This window comes from Pseudomonas sp. 2, from assembly GCF_056627435.1.
On record NZ_JBWXNG010000020.1, the window covers coordinates 60,327 to 78,653 of the forward strand.

At 61.8% G+C, this 18,327-nt stretch carries 15 protein-coding genes; 9 read left to right on the top strand and 6 right to left on the bottom strand.

The genetic code is table 11. The features are described 5' to 3' along the window. Positions 1 to 182 precede the first annotated feature (182 nt). The 4 genes from AC1MEK_RS25920 to AC1MEK_RS25935 all read left to right on the top strand — a co-directional run bounded on the left by AC1MEK_RS25920 (position 183) and on the right by AC1MEK_RS25935 (position 4,412). Complete coding sequence (locus tag AC1MEK_RS25920) at positions 183 to 1,166, top strand: LacI family DNA-binding transcriptional regulator (RefSeq protein WP_480399097.1); 984 nt, start codon at positions 183 to 185, stop codon at positions 1,164 to 1,166. A 107-nt stretch (positions 1,167 to 1,273) separates the two neighbouring features. Then, positions 1,274 to 2,074, top strand: a complete 801-nt coding sequence (locus tag AC1MEK_RS25925; protein WP_480399098.1) for a sugar phosphate isomerase/epimerase family protein — start codon at positions 1,274 to 1,276, stop codon at positions 2,072 to 2,074. Continuing rightward, on the top strand, positions 2,067 to 3,032 hold the full coding sequence (locus AC1MEK_RS25930; protein WP_480399099.1) for a sugar kinase: 966 nt from the start codon (positions 2,067 to 2,069) through the stop codon (positions 3,030 to 3,032). Before AC1MEK_RS25925 ends, AC1MEK_RS25930 begins: the two co-directional genes overlap by 8 nt. A 63-nt stretch (positions 3,033 to 3,095) precedes the next feature. Beyond that, entirely contained in the window at positions 3,096 to 4,412 is a 1,317-nt protein-coding gene (locus tag AC1MEK_RS25935; protein WP_480399100.1) for an MFS transporter, read from the top strand. Between the two features lie 9 nt (positions 4,413 to 4,421). Here AC1MEK_RS25935 and AC1MEK_RS25940 read toward each other — a convergent pair whose 3' ends face one another. Beyond that, positions 4,422 to 5,261, bottom strand: a complete 840-nt coding sequence (locus AC1MEK_RS25940) for an AraC family transcriptional regulator (protein WP_480399101.1) — start codon at positions 5,259 to 5,261, stop codon at positions 4,422 to 4,424. A 167-nt stretch (positions 5,262 to 5,428) separates the two neighbouring features. Between AC1MEK_RS25940 and AC1MEK_RS25945 the strand changes: the two genes are divergently transcribed. The 3 genes from AC1MEK_RS25945 to AC1MEK_RS25955 all read left to right on the top strand — a co-directional run bounded on the left by AC1MEK_RS25945 (position 5,429) and on the right by AC1MEK_RS25955 (position 7,843). Further along, positions 5,429 to 5,935: a YkgB family protein gene (locus tag AC1MEK_RS25945; RefSeq protein ID WP_480399102.1), complete on the top strand. Its 507-nt coding sequence runs from the start codon at positions 5,429 to 5,431 to the stop codon at positions 5,933 to 5,935. 262 nt (positions 5,936 to 6,197) lie between these two features. After that, positions 6,198 to 7,094, top strand: a complete 897-nt coding sequence (locus AC1MEK_RS25950; protein ID WP_480399103.1) for an alpha/beta fold hydrolase — start codon at positions 6,198 to 6,200, stop codon at positions 7,092 to 7,094. Between the two features lie 119 nt (positions 7,095 to 7,213). Beyond that, positions 7,214 to 7,843, top strand: a complete 630-nt coding sequence (locus tag AC1MEK_RS25955) for a CGNR zinc finger domain-containing protein (protein WP_480399104.1) — start codon at positions 7,214 to 7,216, stop codon at positions 7,841 to 7,843. Positions 7,844 to 7,875: 32 nt separating this feature from the next. On the opposite strand, the gene AC1MEK_RS25960 is transcribed toward AC1MEK_RS25955, so the two are convergent. Further along, entirely contained in the window at positions 7,876 to 9,501 is a 1,626-nt protein-coding gene (locus tag AC1MEK_RS25960; protein ID WP_480399105.1) for a methyl-accepting chemotaxis protein, read from the bottom strand. Positions 9,502 to 9,985: 484 nt separating this feature from the next. On the opposite strand from AC1MEK_RS25960, the gene AC1MEK_RS25965 reads away from it, so the two are divergent. Continuing rightward, the gene (locus AC1MEK_RS25965; protein WP_480399106.1) at positions 9,986 to 10,267 is read left to right on the top strand and encodes a DUF1652 domain-containing protein; all 282 of its coding nucleotides are present in this window, start codon (positions 9,986 to 9,988) and stop codon (positions 10,265 to 10,267) included. A 110-nt stretch (positions 10,268 to 10,377) separates the two neighbouring features. Here the strand turns inward: AC1MEK_RS25965 and AC1MEK_RS25970 are convergent, their stop codons facing one another. Then, positions 10,378 to 12,798 (bottom strand): UvrD-helicase domain-containing protein, encoded by a 2,421-nt coding sequence (locus tag AC1MEK_RS25970; protein WP_480399171.1) that lies wholly within the window; start codon positions 12,796 to 12,798, stop codon positions 10,378 to 10,380. Between the two features lie 192 nt (positions 12,799 to 12,990). Continuing rightward, positions 12,991 to 13,170: a hypothetical protein gene (locus AC1MEK_RS25975; protein WP_480399107.1), complete on the bottom strand. Its 180-nt coding sequence runs from the start codon at positions 13,168 to 13,170 to the stop codon at positions 12,991 to 12,993. On the opposite strand from AC1MEK_RS25975, the gene AC1MEK_RS25980 reads away from it, so the two are divergent. Further along, positions 13,169 to 13,864: a pirin family protein gene (locus AC1MEK_RS25980; protein ID WP_480399108.1), complete on the top strand. Its 696-nt coding sequence runs from the start codon at positions 13,169 to 13,171 to the stop codon at positions 13,862 to 13,864. The genes AC1MEK_RS25975 and AC1MEK_RS25980 overlap by 2 nt on opposite strands. Before the next feature lie 189 nt (positions 13,865 to 14,053). Here the strand turns inward: AC1MEK_RS25980 and pgm are convergent, their stop codons facing one another. Further along, positions 14,054 to 15,700, bottom strand: a complete 1,647-nt coding sequence (pgm, locus tag AC1MEK_RS25985) for a phosphoglucomutase (alpha-D-glucose-1,6-bisphosphate-dependent) (protein WP_480399109.1) — start codon at positions 15,698 to 15,700, stop codon at positions 14,054 to 14,056. A gap of 139 nt (positions 15,701 to 15,839) precedes the next feature. Then, positions 15,840 to 18,137: an ATP-dependent DNA helicase gene (locus tag AC1MEK_RS25990; RefSeq protein ID WP_480399110.1), complete on the bottom strand. Its 2,298-nt coding sequence runs from the start codon at positions 18,135 to 18,137 to the stop codon at positions 15,840 to 15,842. Positions 18,138 to 18,327: the final 190 nt, after the last annotated feature.

An 18,327-nucleotide genomic window follows, 5' to 3' on the forward strand; every position in this document is an offset into this window, starting at 1 on the left:
GCCGCAAACTTGTTGATCGAACACGCACCTTTCATCCGATCCCGAGTTGACGACGCCCACACTTTGGTGTTTCCTGAAACCGGTTTCAGAGCCACCCATGCTCTGCCCAAAAGCCTGCTGATAAATCCAACAAGGGCCAGGCCGTGAACAGTATTCCGACATCGACGCGTGCCCGCGTCACCATGAATGACGTCGCCGATCTGGCAGGCGTCTCCAAGGCCAGCGTCTCGCGCTTTATCGGCGAGGATCGCCAGCTGCTGTCTCAGGCCATTGCCCAGCGCATCGAGCAGGCCATCGAAACCCTCGGTTATCGCCCCAATCAAATGGCCCGTGGCCTCAAGCGCGGTCGTACGCGGCTGATCGGCATGCTGGTGGCCGACATCCGCAACCCCTACTCCATTGCCGTGATGCACGGCGTGGAAACCGCCTGCCGCAAGCACGGCTACAGCCTGGTGGTGTGCAACACCGACCGCGACGACGAACAGGAGCGCCTGCACCTGGCGGCGCTGCGCTCGTACAACATCGAAGGCCTGATCGTGAACACCCTCGGCCATCACCTGCAGGAACTGCGCGAACTGCATGACGAATTGCCGATGGTGCTGGTGGACCGCAAGGTCGATCAACTGCAAAGCGATCTGGTGGGGCTGAACAATGTTGCAGCGGTGAATCAGGCGCTGGATCACCTTCAGGCCCAGGGTTTTCGCGACATCCTCATGGTCTCCGAGCCGCAGGACGGCACCAGTTCGCGGATCGAGCGCATCGAAGCCTTCAAGGCGGGAATTGCCCGACGTTCCGAACTGCGTGGTCAGGTGCGGGAAACCGGCGAACAGCTGCGCGAGCAGATCCGCGAGTTTCTCGCCCAACGCAGCCACGGTCACAAAGCGCTGTTCACCGCCAACGGCGTGGCCACCCTGAGCACCACCCGCCATTTGCACGATATCGGCTGCCGCCTGTTCGACGACATCGGCCTGATCGCCCTCGACGAACTGGACTGGTATCCGCTGGTGGGCAGCGGCATCACCTCACTGGCGCAACCGACCCATGACATCGGCGTCACCGCCTTCGAGTGCCTGCTTAGACGCCTGCGCGGCGATCAGGAGCCGGTAAGGCTGTACGACTTCGCCGCTCAGTTGATCGTGCGCGGGTCGACGCGACAGCGACCTTAAACCTTCCCCTGTTTCTACCGCAGGTCCGCCAATCTGTCGATTTGAAGAACTTACTTCGAGCGAAAACGCTCGTAAAAAAATGAAACCGGTTTCAGAGGACAATAACAATGAACCGATCCCCCGTAGCCATCAGCCTGGGCGCCTTTGGTGCCGACTTCGTCCGCGAGAAAGGCCAGGCCAGTTTCATCCCCTTGCTGGTCGACGCCGGCGTCTCGCGCATCGAGTTGCGTGAGGAACTGTTCAACGGACGCGAAGACCTCGCCGCCCTGGGTGAGGCGATTCGCGCCCAAGGCCTGGAATGCCTGTATTCGGCGCCGCTGGAATTGTGGCTTGCGGGGCAGCATCAGCCCAATCCGCAACTGGAGCCGACCCTGCAGCGAGCGTCGGCCTGCGGCGCGGCCTGGCTGAAGGTTTCCCTGGGGCACCTGACCGAGGACAGCGACGTTGCGGCACTGGCCGAACGCCTGGCCCGTTTCGATGTGCATCTGCTGGTGGAAAACGACCAGACCCCGCAAGGCGGTCGCATCGAGCCTTTCAAGCAGTTCTTCGCCCGCATCGACGCATTGCAGATGCCCATCGGCATGACCTTCGATATCGGCAACTGGATGTGGCAGGAGCAGTCGGCCAGCGCTGCGGCGCAGCAACTGGGGCGTTACGTGGAATACCTGCACTGCAAGGCGGTGGCGCGCAATGCGCAGGGCAAACTCATCGCCGTGCCGCCCCGCGAGGCTGATCTGCACCTGTGGGAGCAACTGCTCAAACACATGCCGGTCGGCGTGCCCCGTGCCGTCGAGTTCCCGCTGCAAGGCGACGACCTGCTGGACGTCACCCGCACTCAGGTCGACGCCCTCGCCCGTCTTGGCCAGCCTCGCGTTCAACCTTCCCACGAGGCGCTGAGCCATGTCTGAGATCGATATCCTGTCCTTCGGCGAAACCATGACCATGCTGGTGGCCGAGCAAACCGGCGACCTGGCGGCCGTGCGTCACTATGAAAAACGCATCGCCGGCGCCGACAGCAACGTTGCCATCGGCCTGTCGCGGCTGGGTTTCAACGTCGCCTGGCTGAGCCGGGTCGGCAACGATTCCATGGGCCGTTTCGTCACCCAGAGCCTGGAGCAGGAAGGCGTCAATTGCCGCCATGTGACAGTGGACCACGGGCACCCGACCGGCTTTCAGTTCAAGTCTCTGGAGCTTGAGGGCGCCGACCCTGTGGTCGAGTATTTCCGTCGTGGTTCGGCCGCCAGCCACCTGTCGGTCAACGACATCGTTCCCGAACTGCTCAAGGCCCGGCACCTGCACGCGACCGGCATTCCGGCGGCGCTGTCGGCCAGTTGCCGCGAGCTGTCTCACGTGCTGATGACGCAAATGCGCGAAGCCGGACGCAGCGTGTCCTTCGATCCCAACCTGCGTCCTTCGCTGTGGCCGGACCGGGCGACCATGATCCGTGAAGTGAACCGCCTGGCGGGCCTGGCGCACTGGGTCATGCCGGGCCTGGCCGAGGGCGAACTGCTGACCGGCTACGACACCCCCGCGCAAATCGCCGGCTTTTACCTGGACATGGGCGTCGAGGCGGTGGTGATCAAACTCGGCGCCAAGGGTGCCTACTACCGCACGCACATGAACGAAGCCTTCGTGCCCGGCGTGCCGGTGGCCAAGGTGATCGACACGGTGGGCGCAGGCGACGGCTTTGCCGTGGGCGTGATCAGCGCGCTGCTGGAAAACCTCGACTTCGCCCAGGCCACTGCCCGTGGCAACTGGGTCGGCAGCCTGGCCGTGCAGAGCCGTGGCGACATGGAAGGCCTGCCCAGCCGCTCCGCCCTGCAATCCGCTGAAGCGAACCGCGCGAAACGACGACAACCTGCCTGATTTTCCAAACGACCCGTTCCATTCACCTGCTGCGACAAAAACAACATGCTCAGGGAGCCCCACATGGAAAAGCTACTCGACACCGTGAAGCACGCCGGCCTCAAACGTCGCTGGCTGCTGATCATGCCCATCGTCTTCATCACCTACAGCCTGGCCTACCTGGATCGCGCCAACTACGGCTTCGCTGCCGCTTCCGGGATGGCCGAGGACCTGCACATTACTCCCGGCATGTCGTCGTTGCTGGGGGCACTGTTTTTCCTCGGTTACTTCTTCTTTCAGGTGCCCGGCGCGATCTACGCGCAGAAACGCAGCGTGAAAAAGCTGATTTTCGTCAGCCTGATCCTCTGGGGCGGCCTGGCCACCCTGACCGGTATCGTCTCCAACGCCTACATGCTGATCGGCATCCGCTTCATGCTCGGCGTGGTCGAAGCGGCGGTCATGCCGGCCATGCTGGTCTACCTGTGCTACTGGTTCACCAAGGCCGAGCGCTCGCGGGCCAACACCGTGCTGATCCTCGGCAACCCGGTGACCATGCTCTGGATGTCGGTGGTCTCGGGGTATCTGGTGGCGCATTTCAGCTGGCGCTGGATGTTCATCATCGAGGGCCTGCCGGCGGTGATCTGGGCGTTTATCTGGTGGCGCCTGGTGGACGAGCGTCCGGCCCAGGCCGACTGGCTGAGCGCCGAAGAGAAGAGCGAACTGCAAGCGCGCCTGGACGCCGAGCAGGTCGGGATCAAACCGGTGAAGAACTACGCCGAAGCGTTCCGCTCGCCCAAGGTGCTGCTGCTGGCGGCGCAGTATTTCTGCTGGAGCATCGGTGTCTACGGCTTCGTGCTGTGGCTGCCGACCATCATCAAGAAAGGCATGCAGATGGACATGGTCCAGGCCGGCTGGCTCTCGGCGCTGCCGTATCTGGCGGCGGTGATCGGCATGGTCGTGGTGTCCTGGGCATCGGACAAACTGCAGCGGCGCAAGCTGTTCGTCTGGCCGCCCCTGCTGCTGGCAGCCGTTGCGTTCTATGGCTCCTACGCGCTGGGCACCGAGCACTTCTGGTGGTCGTATTCGCTGCTGGTGATCGCCGGCGCCTGCATGTACGCGCCCTACGGCCCGTTCTTCGCCATCGTGCCGGAAATCCTCCCGGCCAACGTCGCAGGCGGCGCCATGGCGTTGATCAACAGCCTTGGCGCGCTGGGTTCGTTCGCCGGCTCCTACCTGGTGGGTTACCTCAACGGCGTGACCGGCACCCTCAGCGCCTCGTACCTGTTCATGAGCGGCGCGCTGCTGGTCTCGGTGGTGCTGACCCTGCTGCTCAAGCCCGACACGGCGGCAAAGCCGCTGCGCGATGAGCCAGAAGTTCGTCGCAGCCCTGCCCATACCTGATCGATCGACTCAGGCCGAAGCACCCTCCTCGCCGACTGACTTGAGCCAGTCGCGAGGATTGCTCCCTGTCTTGCGCCGAAAGGCCCGGGCCAGGGCCGACGGACTCTCGTAGCCCACCTGGTCGGAGATCAGCGCGATGGGCCGGCCCTCGCGCAGCAATTTCTGGGTCAGGCTGATGCGCCAGCTCAGCAAGTATTCAGCGGGCGTCTGCCCGACCACCTCCTTGAAATGCGCGGCGTAACTGGCTCGCGACATATTCGATTCATCCGCCATCTGCGCGATCGACCAGGACTGGCGTGGATCTTCGTGGATCTTCACCAGCGACCTTGCCAGCCGGGGATCGGCCAGCCCGGCCATCATCCCGGACTTCAGATCGTGATGATCGAGCAAGTGACGCAGCAGCAGAATCACGATCAGCTCGAACAGCCGATCCAGCGCCGCGTGGCGCCCGCAATGATCCTGCGCCGCCTCGACGAACAGCCAGCCAGTGGCGTCCGCCAGCATCGGCAGTTCGGCCAGCGGCAGCACGACCATATCCGGCAATGACGCTGCCAACGGATTGTTGACCCCACCGGCGAATTCCAGCGACGCACATTGCAGCTGCGCGCCGTCCTCCTCGCTGCTGATCAGCTGGTGCCGGGTCGGGCGCGGGATGAAGATCAGGCTGGGCTGGGTCAGCCGTTGCACGGGCTTGCCGGGCATGGCGAGCCCCAGCTCACCCTTTTCCAGAAGGTGGATATGCCCTCTTCTATCCGCGCCCTCAAACACGCTGATCCCGCACAGCGCGCCGCTGTAGAACAGGTTCGCGCGTACGCCGAACAGCGACAGCAACGTCGATAAACGGTCCATGGCCTCTCCAGATTGGACGATCTGCATCAAATATACGACTGATTGCGTCCTTTACTCCATCCTCTCATCGCATCATGGCTACGTAGTCAACACACACCGCCTGCCGCCTGATGCGAACAGGCCCCAAGCCTTCTTGCACAACTTTGAACAGTATCCGGAGAGACGAAATGAGCACTTCCATCCTCGACAACGGCAACACCGCAGTCAGCTTCCTGAAAAAAGGCCTCGGCGCGAAAGTGACCCGCGCCGGCGTCGCCGCGCTCTACCTGGCCATGACCGTGATCTACCTGTGGTTCGGCGGCATGAAGTTCACAGGCTATGAGGCCAATGGCATCCATGGCTTCGTCAGCAACAGCCCGCTGTTGTCGTGGATGTACAGCTTCATGAGCATTCAGGGCTTTTCCAACTTCCTCGGCGTGCTGGAAATCTCGGTGGGCGTGCTGATCGCCGGCCGCCTGCTCTCGCCGAAACTGTCAGCGCTGGGCGGCCTGCTGTCGGCCGGGCTGTTCCTCACCACGCTGTCGTTCATGCTGACCACCCCAGGCGTATTCGAGCCTTCGCTGGGCTTCCCCGCCATTTCGGTGGTGCCTGGCCAGTTTCTGCTCAAGGACCTTGGCTTGCTGGCAGCGTCGATCTTCATCGTCGGTACTTCGCTGACAGCGCTGGAGAAGTGATGCATCTGCAATGAAGCGCCGGGAAACGGCACTTCGAAAGGCGCCCCAGGAAATCTGGGGCGCCTTTTTTATGTGGGCGATTTGAGCCGGGTTCAGACGAACGGATAAATAACCTTCAAAAACCTATTTGACAGGTTACCAACTCAAGAATAACCTCTCAAACACAAACAAGGCAGTTACCAAGATTTCTCTGTGCTGACTGACCCACCACCGCGCGTTTGAACAATCCCTATCCTCATTCGAGAAAGCGAGACTGACGATCATGAGCAACCTGACCTCGACCCCAGCATCCACCCAGTACAAATTCGCCGAAGCCGATGGCGTTCGCGTGTTCTATCGTGAAGCTGGCGACCCGGCGCTGCCGACGCTGTTGCTGCTGCACGGCTTTCCGAGTTCGTCGCACCAGTTTCGCGACCTGATTCCCTTGCTCAGCGAGCAATTCCACCTGGTTGCCCCCGATCTGCCAGGCTTTGGTTTCACCGAAGTGCCCGTCGAGCGCCACTACCGCTACAGCTTCGACGCGCTCGGCGACACCCTCGCCGCCTTCGTCGATGCGCTCGGCCTGACCCGCTACGCGATGTACGTGTTCGACTACGGCGCCCCCACCGGCCTGCGCCTGGCGCTCAAGCATCCGGAGCGAGTGACCGGGCTGGTTTCGCAAAACGGCAACGCCTACCTTGAAGGCCTGGGCGACGCCTGGGCTCCGATCCGGGCTTATTGGGCCGAGCCTTCGGCGCAAAACCGCCAGACCGTGTCCGATGCCGTGCTGCATCTGGCCGGGACTAAATGGCAGTACGAGCATGGCGTGGCCAATCCCGAGGCCATCGCGCCGGAGTCCTACACCCTCGACGCCTTGCTGCTGGAGCGCCCGGGCAACAAGGACATCCAGCTCGACCTGTTCCTCGACTACGCCAACAACCTCACGCTGTACCCTGCGTTTCAGGCTTTTTTCCGCCAAGCGAAGGTTCCGACGCTGGCTATCTGGGGCGAGCACGATCCGTTCTTCATCCCACCAGGCGCCCACGCCTTCAAGCGCGACAACCCTGATGCAGTGGTGGAGTTGCTGGACACCGGGCACTTCGCATTGGAAACCCACGCGCGGCATATCGCCGGGCGCATCGTCGATGTCCTGATCGGTCACCCTGCCAAGCGCGCCTGACCCTCTGAGGCCCGTTCAACGCCCGGCTGCCAGACGCAGCCGGGCATTGTCGTCATAACTTGCCAAAGCGTCTTTGTATGGTTACCTTTCGCTTCATGTCAAAAATCAGGTGAACGCCCATGACCACTAACTTACGTGGCCCAGCACACTTCATTGCCGATGCGCCGGCGCTGGATTTCCTGAACTCGGTGGCCACGCCTGTGAGTGAGCCGGTCGACTGGATCGAAGACGGCACTGGCATGATCGACTGGCTCAGACAAACCGGCTGGATTGATTCCGCAACGCTTGCAGATCTGGAACAACAGGCCATGCCTGGCGAACTGGATACGGTCGCCACGCAACTGCGGGCATTGCGGGACTGGTTTCGCCAGTTCGTCGGCAAATACCGCGGCGCTCCGCTGACAGCGGATGCCATGGATGATCTGGCAACACTCAATCGCTTGCTCGAACGGGACGACAAATACACCCACATCAGCCTGGCACCCGGGGAATCGGGGAAATTCCAGGCGCAGTTGCGCAGGCGCTGGCCTGCGCCCCACACCCTGCTGCTGCCCGTGGGCGAGGTGCTGGCGGACTTCATTTGTTCGGAAGACTTCACCGACATCAAAAGCTGCGAAGGCGCAGGCTGCACCCTGATGTTCGCCGACCATACCCGTGGCAGAAAGCGCCGCTGGTGCAGCATGGCCGTGTGCGGCAACCGGGCCAAGGCGGCCGCCCATCGTGAACGCGCCAAACTGTCCGGCAACTGAGGGTCAGCTGCCGGACCTTGCGCGTGTGAGCATCACACTTTGAACCGCGCCACCATCGCCTTCAGATCGACCGCCAGACGCGACAACTCATGGCTGGCGGCGCTGGTCTGATTGGCTCCGGCTGCCGATTGCGCTGCCAGGTCACGAATGTTGACCAAGTTGCGGTCCACTTCGCGGGATACCTGAGCCTGTTCTTCCGAAGCACTGGCGATCACCAGGTTGCGCTCGTTGATGCGCGAGATGGCTTCGGTAATGAGCTCCAGCGCATCGCCAGCGGAACTGGCCAGGCTCAGGGTGCTGCGGGTGCTGTCGGTGTTGCGCGACATCGACTCCACGGCATCGCCGGTGCGGGTCTGGATACCGGCCACCATCTGCTCGATTTCCGTGGTCGACTGCGCCGTGCGATGGGCCAGCGCCCGTACTTCATCCGCCACCACAGCAAATCCGCGCCCTGCCTCGCCGGCCCGTGCCGCCTCGATGGCGGCGTTGAGCGCCAACAGGTTGGTCTGTTCGGCGATCGAACGAATCACATCGAGCACCTTGCCGATGTCGCGGCCCTGCTCGGCCAGGCCTTCCACCAAGCCGGTGGTGGCCTGGATCTGCTGGGTCATGTCCTGAATCGAACGTACCGTCTCGATCACACGGTCGCGGCCCTGGCGCGCAGTCTGGTTGGATTCTTTCGAGGCTTCGGACGTCGACACCGCGTTGCGCGCCACCTCCTCCACCGCAGCGGTCATTTCGTTGACGGCGGTGGCGGCCTGTTCGATTTCATTGTTCTGTTGTTGCAGGCCGCGGGAGGACTCTTCGGTCACCGCGCTGAGCTCTTCAGCGGCCGACGCCAGCTGCGTGGCCGAGCCTGCGATCAGTTCGATGGTCTTGCGCAGGTTCTGCTGCATGGTCGCCAGGGAATGCAGCAGTTGCGTGGCTTCGTCCTTGCCGTCGATTTCGATCGGCTTGGTCAGGTCGCCGCCAGCAATCTCCTCGGCCACACGAACCGCTCTGGCCAGCGGGTTGACGATACTTTTTGTGAGTAGCCAGGCCAGTAACACCGTCAACAGAACGGCAATAACCGACACCACGACAATGCCGAGATTGGCACTTTCGTACTGTTCTTTGGAAATAACCGAAGCTTCACGGGCGCCGGCCTTGTTGATGGTGATCAGTTGATTGATCTGCACGCCCATCAAGTCTGTGGCGTCTTTCATGCGCGTGTTGATCAAGTTGCGCATTTCTTCGGCCTTGTCCTGACGCGACAACTCCAGTACTTGCGCCTGAACATCGAGAAAAGTCGCCAAGGTCGCTTCGAACTGGCGATACACCGCCAACTCCTCACCCTCGGCGGGGAGCACTGCGTAGTTCTTTTTCGCTTCCTGCAACTTGCCGATCAGCTCGGCAATGCGCGCCTCGGTTTCACGCAGCGCGGCCGGATCGCGGTTGACCAGCGTGCGGAACGAGGTAATGCGCAGGCGCAGGCTGTTTTCCAGCATCGCGCCCAGATAGCTCACGCTGGGCAACTGGTTGGTTTCCATGTCGGTGGTCGCCTGGCGGATCAGGGCCATGCGATTGACGGAGAAGAATCCCAGCCCGATCACCAGTACGGCAATAAAGGCGAAGCCCAGGAATGCGCGTGGCGCAATGTTCATGTTTCGTATCGACATGGAATTACTCTCATTGAAGGTCCGGCTGAAACTCATATCGGCCGCATTCAACGATTAATTCAGTGCCCTTTAGTTATTTTTTTAAACACAAGTTTTAGTGGATCCAAAATAACAGGCGAAAACGTTTGCCTGTTAAGCCAGCTTTACACCTGTCATCAAAGTGTGAGTTTTTAACGGGCTTTAACATCACCAAAATGGTGGCTTAGTGCCTTATTTTGAAATAACGATTCCGCATCAGCAACATCTGAAAACTGGATATAAGGGAATATGACCTGCATCAAGAAACGGTAATTTTCCGGCGCTGTAGGAATTTTTTCTCATCCCTGTCAGAAACCAGTGCTACCTTTATCTGACGCATCCACGCCTCGACCGACGCGAATCACAGAACAAGCACTGCCGGGCTCTGGCCCGAGCGTTGCGCCGTTGCTCGACACTGGCTGAATACAACCGTTTTCCTGCCCTGCGGAGCTAGTGAATTGCTCGATTGAACGAGGTAGGCCCCATGAATAAAGTCACGTTCCCCAACGCCTGCCAGCTGATGCGCTGGCATTTTCATCCCGTGGGCTTCGAAGCCAGCATGGATGCGCCCAGCAGCATGGTGGCGCGCCTGTTCGACCGTGCCAGCGGTGAAACGGTGATCGCCATTGCCGGAATCCCCTGCGCGACGGTGATGAACGCGATGGACGTGGAACGGATCATCGAGGCCATCGAGCTGGAGCTTGAGACGTTCGTGCCCAGCCGGATCGAGTATTTGCAGCAGGCCTAGCCTTCCACCCGTTAACCAATGTGGGAGCCGGCTTGCTGGCGAAAGCGGCGTGTCAGACGACACAAGGTTGAATGCCCCATTGCATTCGCCAGCAAGCCGGCTCCCACATATCAAGCGCCGCCCTCTTGAGCTACGCCCCCACGCCGATCCTCGAAAAACGCCTTGTCCCCGGCAATCCGCGCCGAAGCCCTCGGCAGCGCGGCCTCATCGTTGCCCGGCGCGTCGATGAACCAATAGCAATGGCGCACCGCGCGGGTGATGGCGACATAGGCCAGACGCAGCACCTCGTCCTTCTGCGCATTGTCGAACGCTTCCAGATCGCCCTCCTTGCCCAGGCCGGCCAACTGGTAGACCTGATTCTTGTACGGCGACTGAGTCAGGTGCTGGCAATCGCCGAGCAGGAAAACCGCATCGGCCTGCAGGCCCTTGGCGCTGTGGTAGGTCAGCTGTTTGAGGCGGCGCTGCTCCGGCGGCAGGGCGTAATCGGCGTCGACCACCGCCTGCAGCGCCTCCGGCAACTTGCTGCGCTCACTGCCCTTGCGATAAAGGAGCAATACCGAATCCCCGGCGTTGTAGTGCTCGATCAGGCTGGCTACCAGGCGCTCATCGTCCCGATCCAGTACGGTGACCGGCAGCAACTCCTGCACCGGCCCGCTGGCCCTGGCCTTTTTGCCGCTGATCGCAGGCGCCGCACGCACGATGTGCTCGGCCGCATCGATGATGTGCTGATGGCTGCGGAAGTTGTCGCTGAGCATCACCTTGGTGGTGGCAGGCGAGGAGAACTCCTTGGCGAACTCCATGAAGAACTTCGGCGAACTGCCGCGCCAACCATAGATTGACTGCCAGTCATCACCCACGCACAGCAGCGACGAACGCTGCGCGCCGCGCCCGGTATGCAGGCTCGAACCACGGCTGCGCACTTCGCGCAGGCTTGCGCGAATCCAGGAAACGATCTGCGGCGAGACGTCCTGAAATTCGTCGATCATCAGGTGCGACAGCGGGCGCAAGCCTTCGTCGCTGACCAGTTTGAGGTTTTCCGGGGAGTTCTCGCCAAACAGCGAGAACATGCGGTTGTAGGTCATGACCGGCGGCGTCTGGGCCAACAGGTGATCTTCAAAGGCTTTCCAGTACAGGCTCAGGGCTTCGAAGAAGAAGCGGTCCGGGTCCTGGTCCGAAAAGCTCATTCGCGACACCGCGTCCGGCACGTCCAGCCCCAGGTTTTCGATGAAACCGGCGGCAGAGACGAAAGCGTCCAGCAAAGGCGCAGCGCTCAGCTCGCCCTTGACCTTGTATTCGAAGCCCGGCCCGGCCACCGCCGCGCCCGACAGCGACTGCATCATGCCTCGCGCAGCTTCGTAGTTTTCCAGCCAGATCACCGGCTTGCGGCAGAAGGCCTGGAACAGCGTGCGCTTGATCACCCACTCGGCCCACACCGGCAGCTTGGCGTCCGGGCGACGAAGGTGCTGGTCTTCGCTGGGGTCGAAGCCCAGCACGATCCAGGCGTCGAGCTCGGCGGCGTAACCGTGGACATGGAAGGTCAGGCCGCTGACCTCGACGGTCTGGCGCATCGGCTCCACGCCCTGGATCGGCCAGGCGCCCTTGCGAATCCACAAGTCCTCGACCACATCGCACAGTTCTTCATCGCGCTTGGACGACAGGCCCATCACCGTGATGCGCTTCTGCACGTCCGGGTGGTCACGGTCCAGTTCCTTGAGCTGCAACGAATGCCGGTACAGCGGCGCCATCACCTGGCGAAAGCGCTGGTTGCTCGCATACAGATCGCGATAACAAAGATTCATCTGCTGGCGCTGGGCATCGTTGATGCGCAGGTCGAACGGGTTGCTGTCGGCACCATCGTTCAACAGCTGGCCGCCGAACAGGTCGGCGCTCTGGCTGCTCAGGTTCTCGAACGCCTGCAGTTGCTCGAACCCCGGCAGGCTGCGCACCAGCGGCAGAATCCGCGAGTGGAAGGTGCGCACCACTTCACGGGCCTGGCGCAGGGTCAGCGTATGCCCCCACAGCGCCATGATCTCGATCAGCTTGTTGATGAAGTCCTTGCGCGACTCGCGGGTGAAGGTCACCACGGTCATGGCGTCGAGCTCGAAACCCAGATAGTGGTGCAGCAACAACACCCGTAGCACCAGCGACGTGGACTTGCCCGCGCCAGCGCCCGCGATCACGTAGGTCGACGGCGTGTCGCTGAAGATCATCTTCCACTGCGCGGTGGTCGGTTGCGCATGGGCCGGCAGTTTTTCTGCGACATCGGCCTTGATGCGCTTTTTCAGCTCGTTGTTCAGCGGCAGTCGCCAGTCGTCGAACAGGTGCTCATCGACGCGGGGGCCACGATGTTCTTGCGGCCGCGTGTCGCGAATCACCAGCACCCGGCGCCCTTCCTCGATGCCGTCCAGGCGGCCTTCGGCGTAGCCCTCGTCCATGCCCTGCTCGTGGCCGTTGAGATAACCGTCGGCGTGACCCTGATGCCAGGACGGCACATGCTGGGCCTGCAGGCGCGACAGCCCGCGACCGATCATCCGCGCCAACAGGCGCTTGAAGAACGGCAGACGCTCGGGAGCATTCAGATCAGGTGGAAGATCGGGAGATGGCTTGGCGGAAAAATCGTGCGGCACGCAGGCTCCGGCTATCAGGTTAAACGTGAACATAAAGGCGCCTATGGTCGCCCCATTCGCCGCCAAGCTCCAGCGAAATGCTTTGCGCTCATGGAGTTAGCCGATCAAGTGCAGGTAACTCGGCAGCATGACCACGCCAAAAACATCTAACAAATCGATCAGAATGACGCAAAACTTACGCTTTTTATCGATAATAAATTGATAGATGATCACTCCATCGACTAACCAGCGGCGCCGCGATAAACGGTCCGGCCCTGCTACGGAGGAACTGATCATGCTGCAACTTCGACCTTTCAAATCCCTGGGCGGTGCCGACCACGGCTGGCTGAACGCGCATCACCATTTCTCGTTCGCCAACTACTACGACCCAAGCCGCATGAGCTGGGGCCAACTGCGGGTGTGGAACGATGACGTGATCCAGGCCGGTACCGGCTTCCCGCGCCATCCGCACCGTGACATGGAAATCATCACCTACGTTCGTGAAGGCGCCATTACCCACAAGGACAGCCTGGGCAACGAAGGCCGTACCGAAGCCGGTGACGTGCAAGTGATGAGCGCCGGAACCGGTGTGGCCCACAGCGAGTACAACCTGGAAGCGACCGACACCAAGATCTTCCAGATCTGGATCATGCCGGACGAAGTCGGCGCGCCGCCTTCCTGGGGTGCCAAACCCTTTCCAAAGGCCAATCGCGAAGGCTTCGTGACCCTGGCCAGCGGCAAGGCGGACGACGACATCGAACTGCGCATCCGGGCCAACGCGCGTCTGGTGGCGGCCAACCTGAAAGCCGGTGAAACCGCCGAGTACCGCTTGGACGAAGGCCGCCGCGCCTACCTGGTGCCGGCGACCGGTGCCATCGAAGTCAACGGCCTCAAGGCCCAGTCCCGTGATGGCGTAGCGGTCGAAGACGAACGCGTGCTGCGGGTGACCGCGGTGGAAGACAGCGAGATCGTGCTGGTGGATGTCGCTTGATCAACTGCTGACCCGGTAAACAAAAAGCCCCGACGCTTACGCGCCGGGGCTTTTTCATATGCGGTCGACAGCAAACCGAATAACGGCCTTCGCGAGCAAGCTCGCTCCCACAGATTCATGGCTCATTCAGCCAAGATACGATCCGGTGGGAGTGAGCTTGCTCACGAAAGCTTCAGCACGGTCAACCCGTCACTTCGGTGTAATCGCCCCATCCACCAACACCTGCGCCTCAGCCACCAGGCGCTTGAGGTGTTCCTCGCCCTTGAAGCTTTCCGCGTAGATCTTGTAGATGTCCTCGGTGCCCGAAGGCCGCGCGGCGAACCAGCCGTTTTCGGTCATCACCTTCAGGCCGCCAATGGCCTGATCGTTGCCCGGCGCCTTGCTCAGGATGCGGGTGATCTTCTCGCCCGCCAATTCAGTCGAAGTGACCTGTTCCGGCGACAGTTTGCTCAGCAATGCCTTCTGCTCGAAGTTGGCCTTGGCCTCGACACGGGTCGACACCGGCTCGCCCAGCGCATCGGTCAGCGCCTTGTACATCTCGCTCGGGTCGCGGCCCTTGCGCGCGCGGATTTCAGCGGCCAGCAGCGACGGAATCAGGCCATCCTTGTCGGTGGTCCAGACGCTGCCGTCACGACGCAGGAACGACGCACCGGCGCTCTCCTCGCCACCAAAGCCCAGCGAGCCTTCGAACAGCCCTTCGGCAAAGAACTTGAAGCCCACCGGCACTTCGTACAGACGGCGGCCCAGGCGTTCGGTGACGCGGTCGATCATGCCGCTGCTGACCACGGTCTTGCCCACGGCGGCATCGGCGCGCCACTGCGGACGGTTCTGGAACAGGTAGTCGATGGACACTGCCAGGTAATTGTTCGGCGCCAGCAGCCCGCCGGTCGGGGTCACGATGCCGTGGCGGTCGTGGTCCGGATCGCAGGCGAAGGCCACCTGATAGCGGTCCTTGAGACCGATCAGGCCCTGCATGGCGAAGTTGGACGACGGGTCCATGCGGATCTTGCCGTCCCAGTCGACGCTCATGAAGCGGAACGTCGGGTCGACGTGCTTGTTCACCACGTCCAGGTTCAGGCCGTAGTGTTCGCCAATGGCCGACCAGTAGCGCACGCCTGCGCCGCCCAGCGGATCGACGCCCAGACGCAGGTTTTCGCCGCGAATGGCGTCCATGTCGATGACGTTTTTCAGGTCAGCCACATAGGTGTTGACGTAGTCATGGCGGTGAGTGGTGGCCGCGCGCAGCGCCTTCTCGTGGCTCATGCGTCGAACGCCTGCGATCTTCTCGGCCAGCAATTCGTTGGCCTTGTTCTCGATCCACTTGGTGATGTGCGAGTCGGCCGGGCCGCCATTGGGCGGGTTGTACTTGAAGCCGCCGCTTTCCGGCGGGTTGTGCGACGGCGTGATGACGATGCCGTCGGCCAGGCCAGACGTGCGGCCCTTGTTGTAGCAGATGATCGCGTGGGACACCGCCGGCGTCGGGGTGTACTCGTCACCTTCGGAAATCATCACGTTGACGCCGTTGGCCGCCAGCACTTCCAGCGCCGAGGCCGCAGCGGGCGTGGACAGCGCGTGGGTGTCGGCGCCCATGAACACCGGGCCGTCGATGCCGTTGGCCTGGCGGTACAGGCAGATGGCCTGGGTGATGGCCAGCACGTGCCATTCGTTGAAGCTCAGGTCGAACGAGCTGCCGCGATGGCCGGAGGTGCCAAAGGAAACCTTCTGGGTGGCGACCGATGCATCGGGTTGCCCGGTGTAATACGCCGTGACCAGACGAGGAAGATCGACCAGCAATTCTGCAGGCGCCAGTTTGCCCGCGAATGGACTGATACTCATGCGAAACCTCCGTGGATGAAGAAAGAAAATAGGTACGGCGAAACAGGAAAAAAGCCTGCGGCGCGGCAGTTTACTGGCACTTGGACCGTCGTGCTTGAGTATCGATCCGTAACCCGTTGAGACAAATAGCAGCTGTGATTCAGATTTGCCACCACGCGGGCAACAATTGCTGAATCCGCCGCTCGCGAAAGCGATCATCGATCAGCACCACTACGCCACGATCGTCCTGCCCGCGAATCACCCTTCCGGCCGCCTGCACCACTTTCTGCATGCCGGGGTACAGATAGGTGTAGTCGTAACCGGCGCCGAACAACAGGCCCATGCGCTGTTTGAGTTGCTCATTGACCGGGTTGACCTGCGCCAGCCCCAGGGTGGCGATGAACGCGCCGATCAGCCGCGCCCCAGGTAAATCGATGCCCTCGCCAAAGGCACCGCCCAGCACCGCGAAGCCGATGCCCTGGCTGTCCGGCGTGAAGCGATCGAGAAAGGCCTGTCGGTCAGCTTCGGCCATGCCGCGAGACTGCTGCCACATCGGGATCTGCGGATGCGTGTCGGCCAGCAACTGCGCGACCTGTTGCAGGTAATCGAAGCTGCTAAAGAACGCCAGGTAGTTGCCCGGCCGCGCCTGAAACTGCGCGGCCATCAACTCGACGATGGGCGCCAGCGAGGCCTGCCGGTGATTGAAGCGCGTGGACACGTGGCTGGCGATCTGCACATCCAGCTGCGAGCGCTGGAACGGCGAATCGACGTCTACCCACGCGGTGGTATCCGGCAAGCCCAACAGATCACGATAAAAATGCCGCGGGTTGAGCGTGGCCGAGAACATCACCGTGCTGCGCGCCGCATTCAGCCGCGGACGCAGAAAACCGGCAGGCACCACATTGCGCAGGGTCAGCCGAGACAACGCGCGCTTGCCGCCGGCCTCACGCTTGCTGATGTCGAACAGAAAATGCTCGTCGAACAGCTCGGCAATCCGCCCGAAGGCAATCGCCTCGAAATAGAAGCTTTGTAGCTCGCCGTTGGCGGCCTGGGGGTGATCGTTGAAATAGTCGCCGAACGCGGCGACACACAGGTTCAGGCTGGCTATGAACTTGCCCGGTGTTTGCGCATACGCCTGATAAGGCGCCAGCTGATCCTTGTGCAAGGCGTTCCACTCGCGGTTGAGCCTTTGCAGCGGCTTTTTCAGCGGTTCGGGCGCGCTTTTGCGCAACAGATCGAGGCTGAACTGATCCAGGCTGGCGCTGTACATCTGCCGCGCGCGCTCGACCATGTTGTGTGCTTCGTCCACCAGCACCGCCACGCGCCACTGATTGAACTGACAAAGCCCGAACAGCAAGGCGCTCAGGTCGAAGTAATAGTTGTAATCGGCGATCACCACATCGCACCAGCGGGCCATTTCCTGGCTCAGGTAATAGGGGCATATCTGGTGACGCAGCGCGACGTCGCGCAGGCCGGCCTGGTCCAGCCGCGGCTGATCGACAGCCTCGCTGCGGGCAGCGGGAAGTCGATCGTAAAAGCCCTTCGCCAGCGGGCAGGAGTCGCCGTTGCAGGCGTTGGTCGGGTATTCACAGGCCTTGTCCCGGGCCACCAGCTCCAGCACGCGCAACTTGAGTGTCGGAGCACTTTCGCCAATCACGCTCAGGGCATCGAGCGCCAATTTACGGCCGGGCGTCTTGGCGGTGAGAAAGAACACCTTGTCCAGCTGCTGGGTGGGCGCAGCCTTGAGCATCGGGAACACCGTGCCAATGGTCTTGCCGATCCCGGTCGGCGCCTGGGCCATCAGGCAACGGCCCGTGCTGACGGCCTTGTACACCGATTCTGCGAGCACCCGCTGACCGCTGCGAAAGTCCGTGTGGGGAAATTGCAGCGTCGTCAGTTGCGCGTTGCGACGCTGCCGGTGGGCCATTTCCTGCCGCGCCCAGTGCAGAAACACTTCGCATTGCTCATTGAAGAACGCCTGCAATTGTTCAGCGCTATGGCGTTCGCGGATCAGGGTTTCCTGCTCGCTGACGATGTTGAAGTAGACCAGGGCAATGTTGACTTCGGGCAGTTGCAATTGCTGACAGAGCAGCCAGCCATAGACCTTGGCCTGGGCCCAATGCAGTTGGCGATGATTGGCGGGCATCGCGTCGAACTCGCCGCGGTAGGTTTTCACTTCTTCGAGTTGGTTGAGGGCCGGGTCGTAACCGTCCGCTCTGCCCCGCACGGTCAGCTCGGCGAACTGCCCGGACAACGCCACTTCGGTCTGATAGTCGGCGCCCCGCCTGGTCGCCACCGTACGATGCCCGGCGATGCCTTCCTGCGCGGTGGGCGACGGGGTGAACCGCAGGTCCAGATCTCCGGCCTTGGCGGTGAACTCGCACAGGGCGCGCACGGCGATGCTGTAGCCTTCGGCGGGCAGCTGGGTTTGGGGCTGGACGGGGGCGATGGCAGTCACGCGGGTCGAGTCGCTGGGAGTGGCACTGGATGGGTGTACAGTTAACCGATCGGCGGGGTGGATGGCAAATGGAAATAGACGGGGGGCTTGCGCTTTTTGGCTTCGCCCTGAGGTTGGTGCTGATGTTGGGGGCTTATCCGGGTTAAGTGGCGACGCTGAATTTCTTTGTTCTGGCTAACGCCAGACCCGT

Coding starts and splice junctions, on each gene's coding strand:
- AC1MEK_RS25920 (WP_480399097.1), top strand. CDS start 183: ATGAATGACGTCGCCGATCTGGCAGGCGTCTCCAAGGCCAGCGTCTCG.
- AC1MEK_RS25925 (WP_480399098.1), top strand. CDS start 1,274: ATGAACCGATCCCCCGTAGCCATCAGCCTGGGCGCCTTTGGTGCCGAC.
- AC1MEK_RS25930 (WP_480399099.1), top strand. CDS start 2,067: ATGTCTGAGATCGATATCCTGTCCTTCGGCGAAACCATGACCATGCTG.
- AC1MEK_RS25935 (WP_480399100.1), top strand. CDS start 3,096: ATGGAAAAGCTACTCGACACCGTGAAGCACGCCGGCCTCAAACGTCGC.
- AC1MEK_RS25940 (WP_480399101.1), bottom strand. CDS start 5,261: ATGGACCGTTTATCGACGTTGCTGTCGCTGTTCGGCGTACGCGCGAAC.
- AC1MEK_RS25945 (WP_480399102.1), top strand. CDS start 5,429: ATGAGCACTTCCATCCTCGACAACGGCAACACCGCAGTCAGCTTCCTG.
- AC1MEK_RS25950 (WP_480399103.1), top strand. CDS start 6,198: ATGAGCAACCTGACCTCGACCCCAGCATCCACCCAGTACAAATTCGCC.
- AC1MEK_RS25955 (WP_480399104.1), top strand. CDS start 7,214: ATGACCACTAACTTACGTGGCCCAGCACACTTCATTGCCGATGCGCCG.
- AC1MEK_RS25960 (WP_480399105.1), bottom strand. CDS start 9,501: ATGTCGATACGAAACATGAACATTGCGCCACGCGCATTCCTGGGCTTC.
- AC1MEK_RS25970 (WP_480399171.1), bottom strand. CDS start 12,798: ATGATCGGTCGCGGGCTGTCGCGCCTGCAGGCCCAGCATGTGCCGTCC.
- AC1MEK_RS25980 (WP_480399108.1), top strand. CDS start 13,169: ATGCTGCAACTTCGACCTTTCAAATCCCTGGGCGGTGCCGACCACGGC.
- AC1MEK_RS25975 (WP_480399107.1), bottom strand. CDS start 13,170: ATGATCAGTTCCTCCGTAGCAGGGCCGGACCGTTTATCGCGGCGCCGC.
- pgm (WP_480399109.1), bottom strand. CDS start 15,700: ATGAGTATCAGTCCATTCGCGGGCAAACTGGCGCCTGCAGAATTGCTG.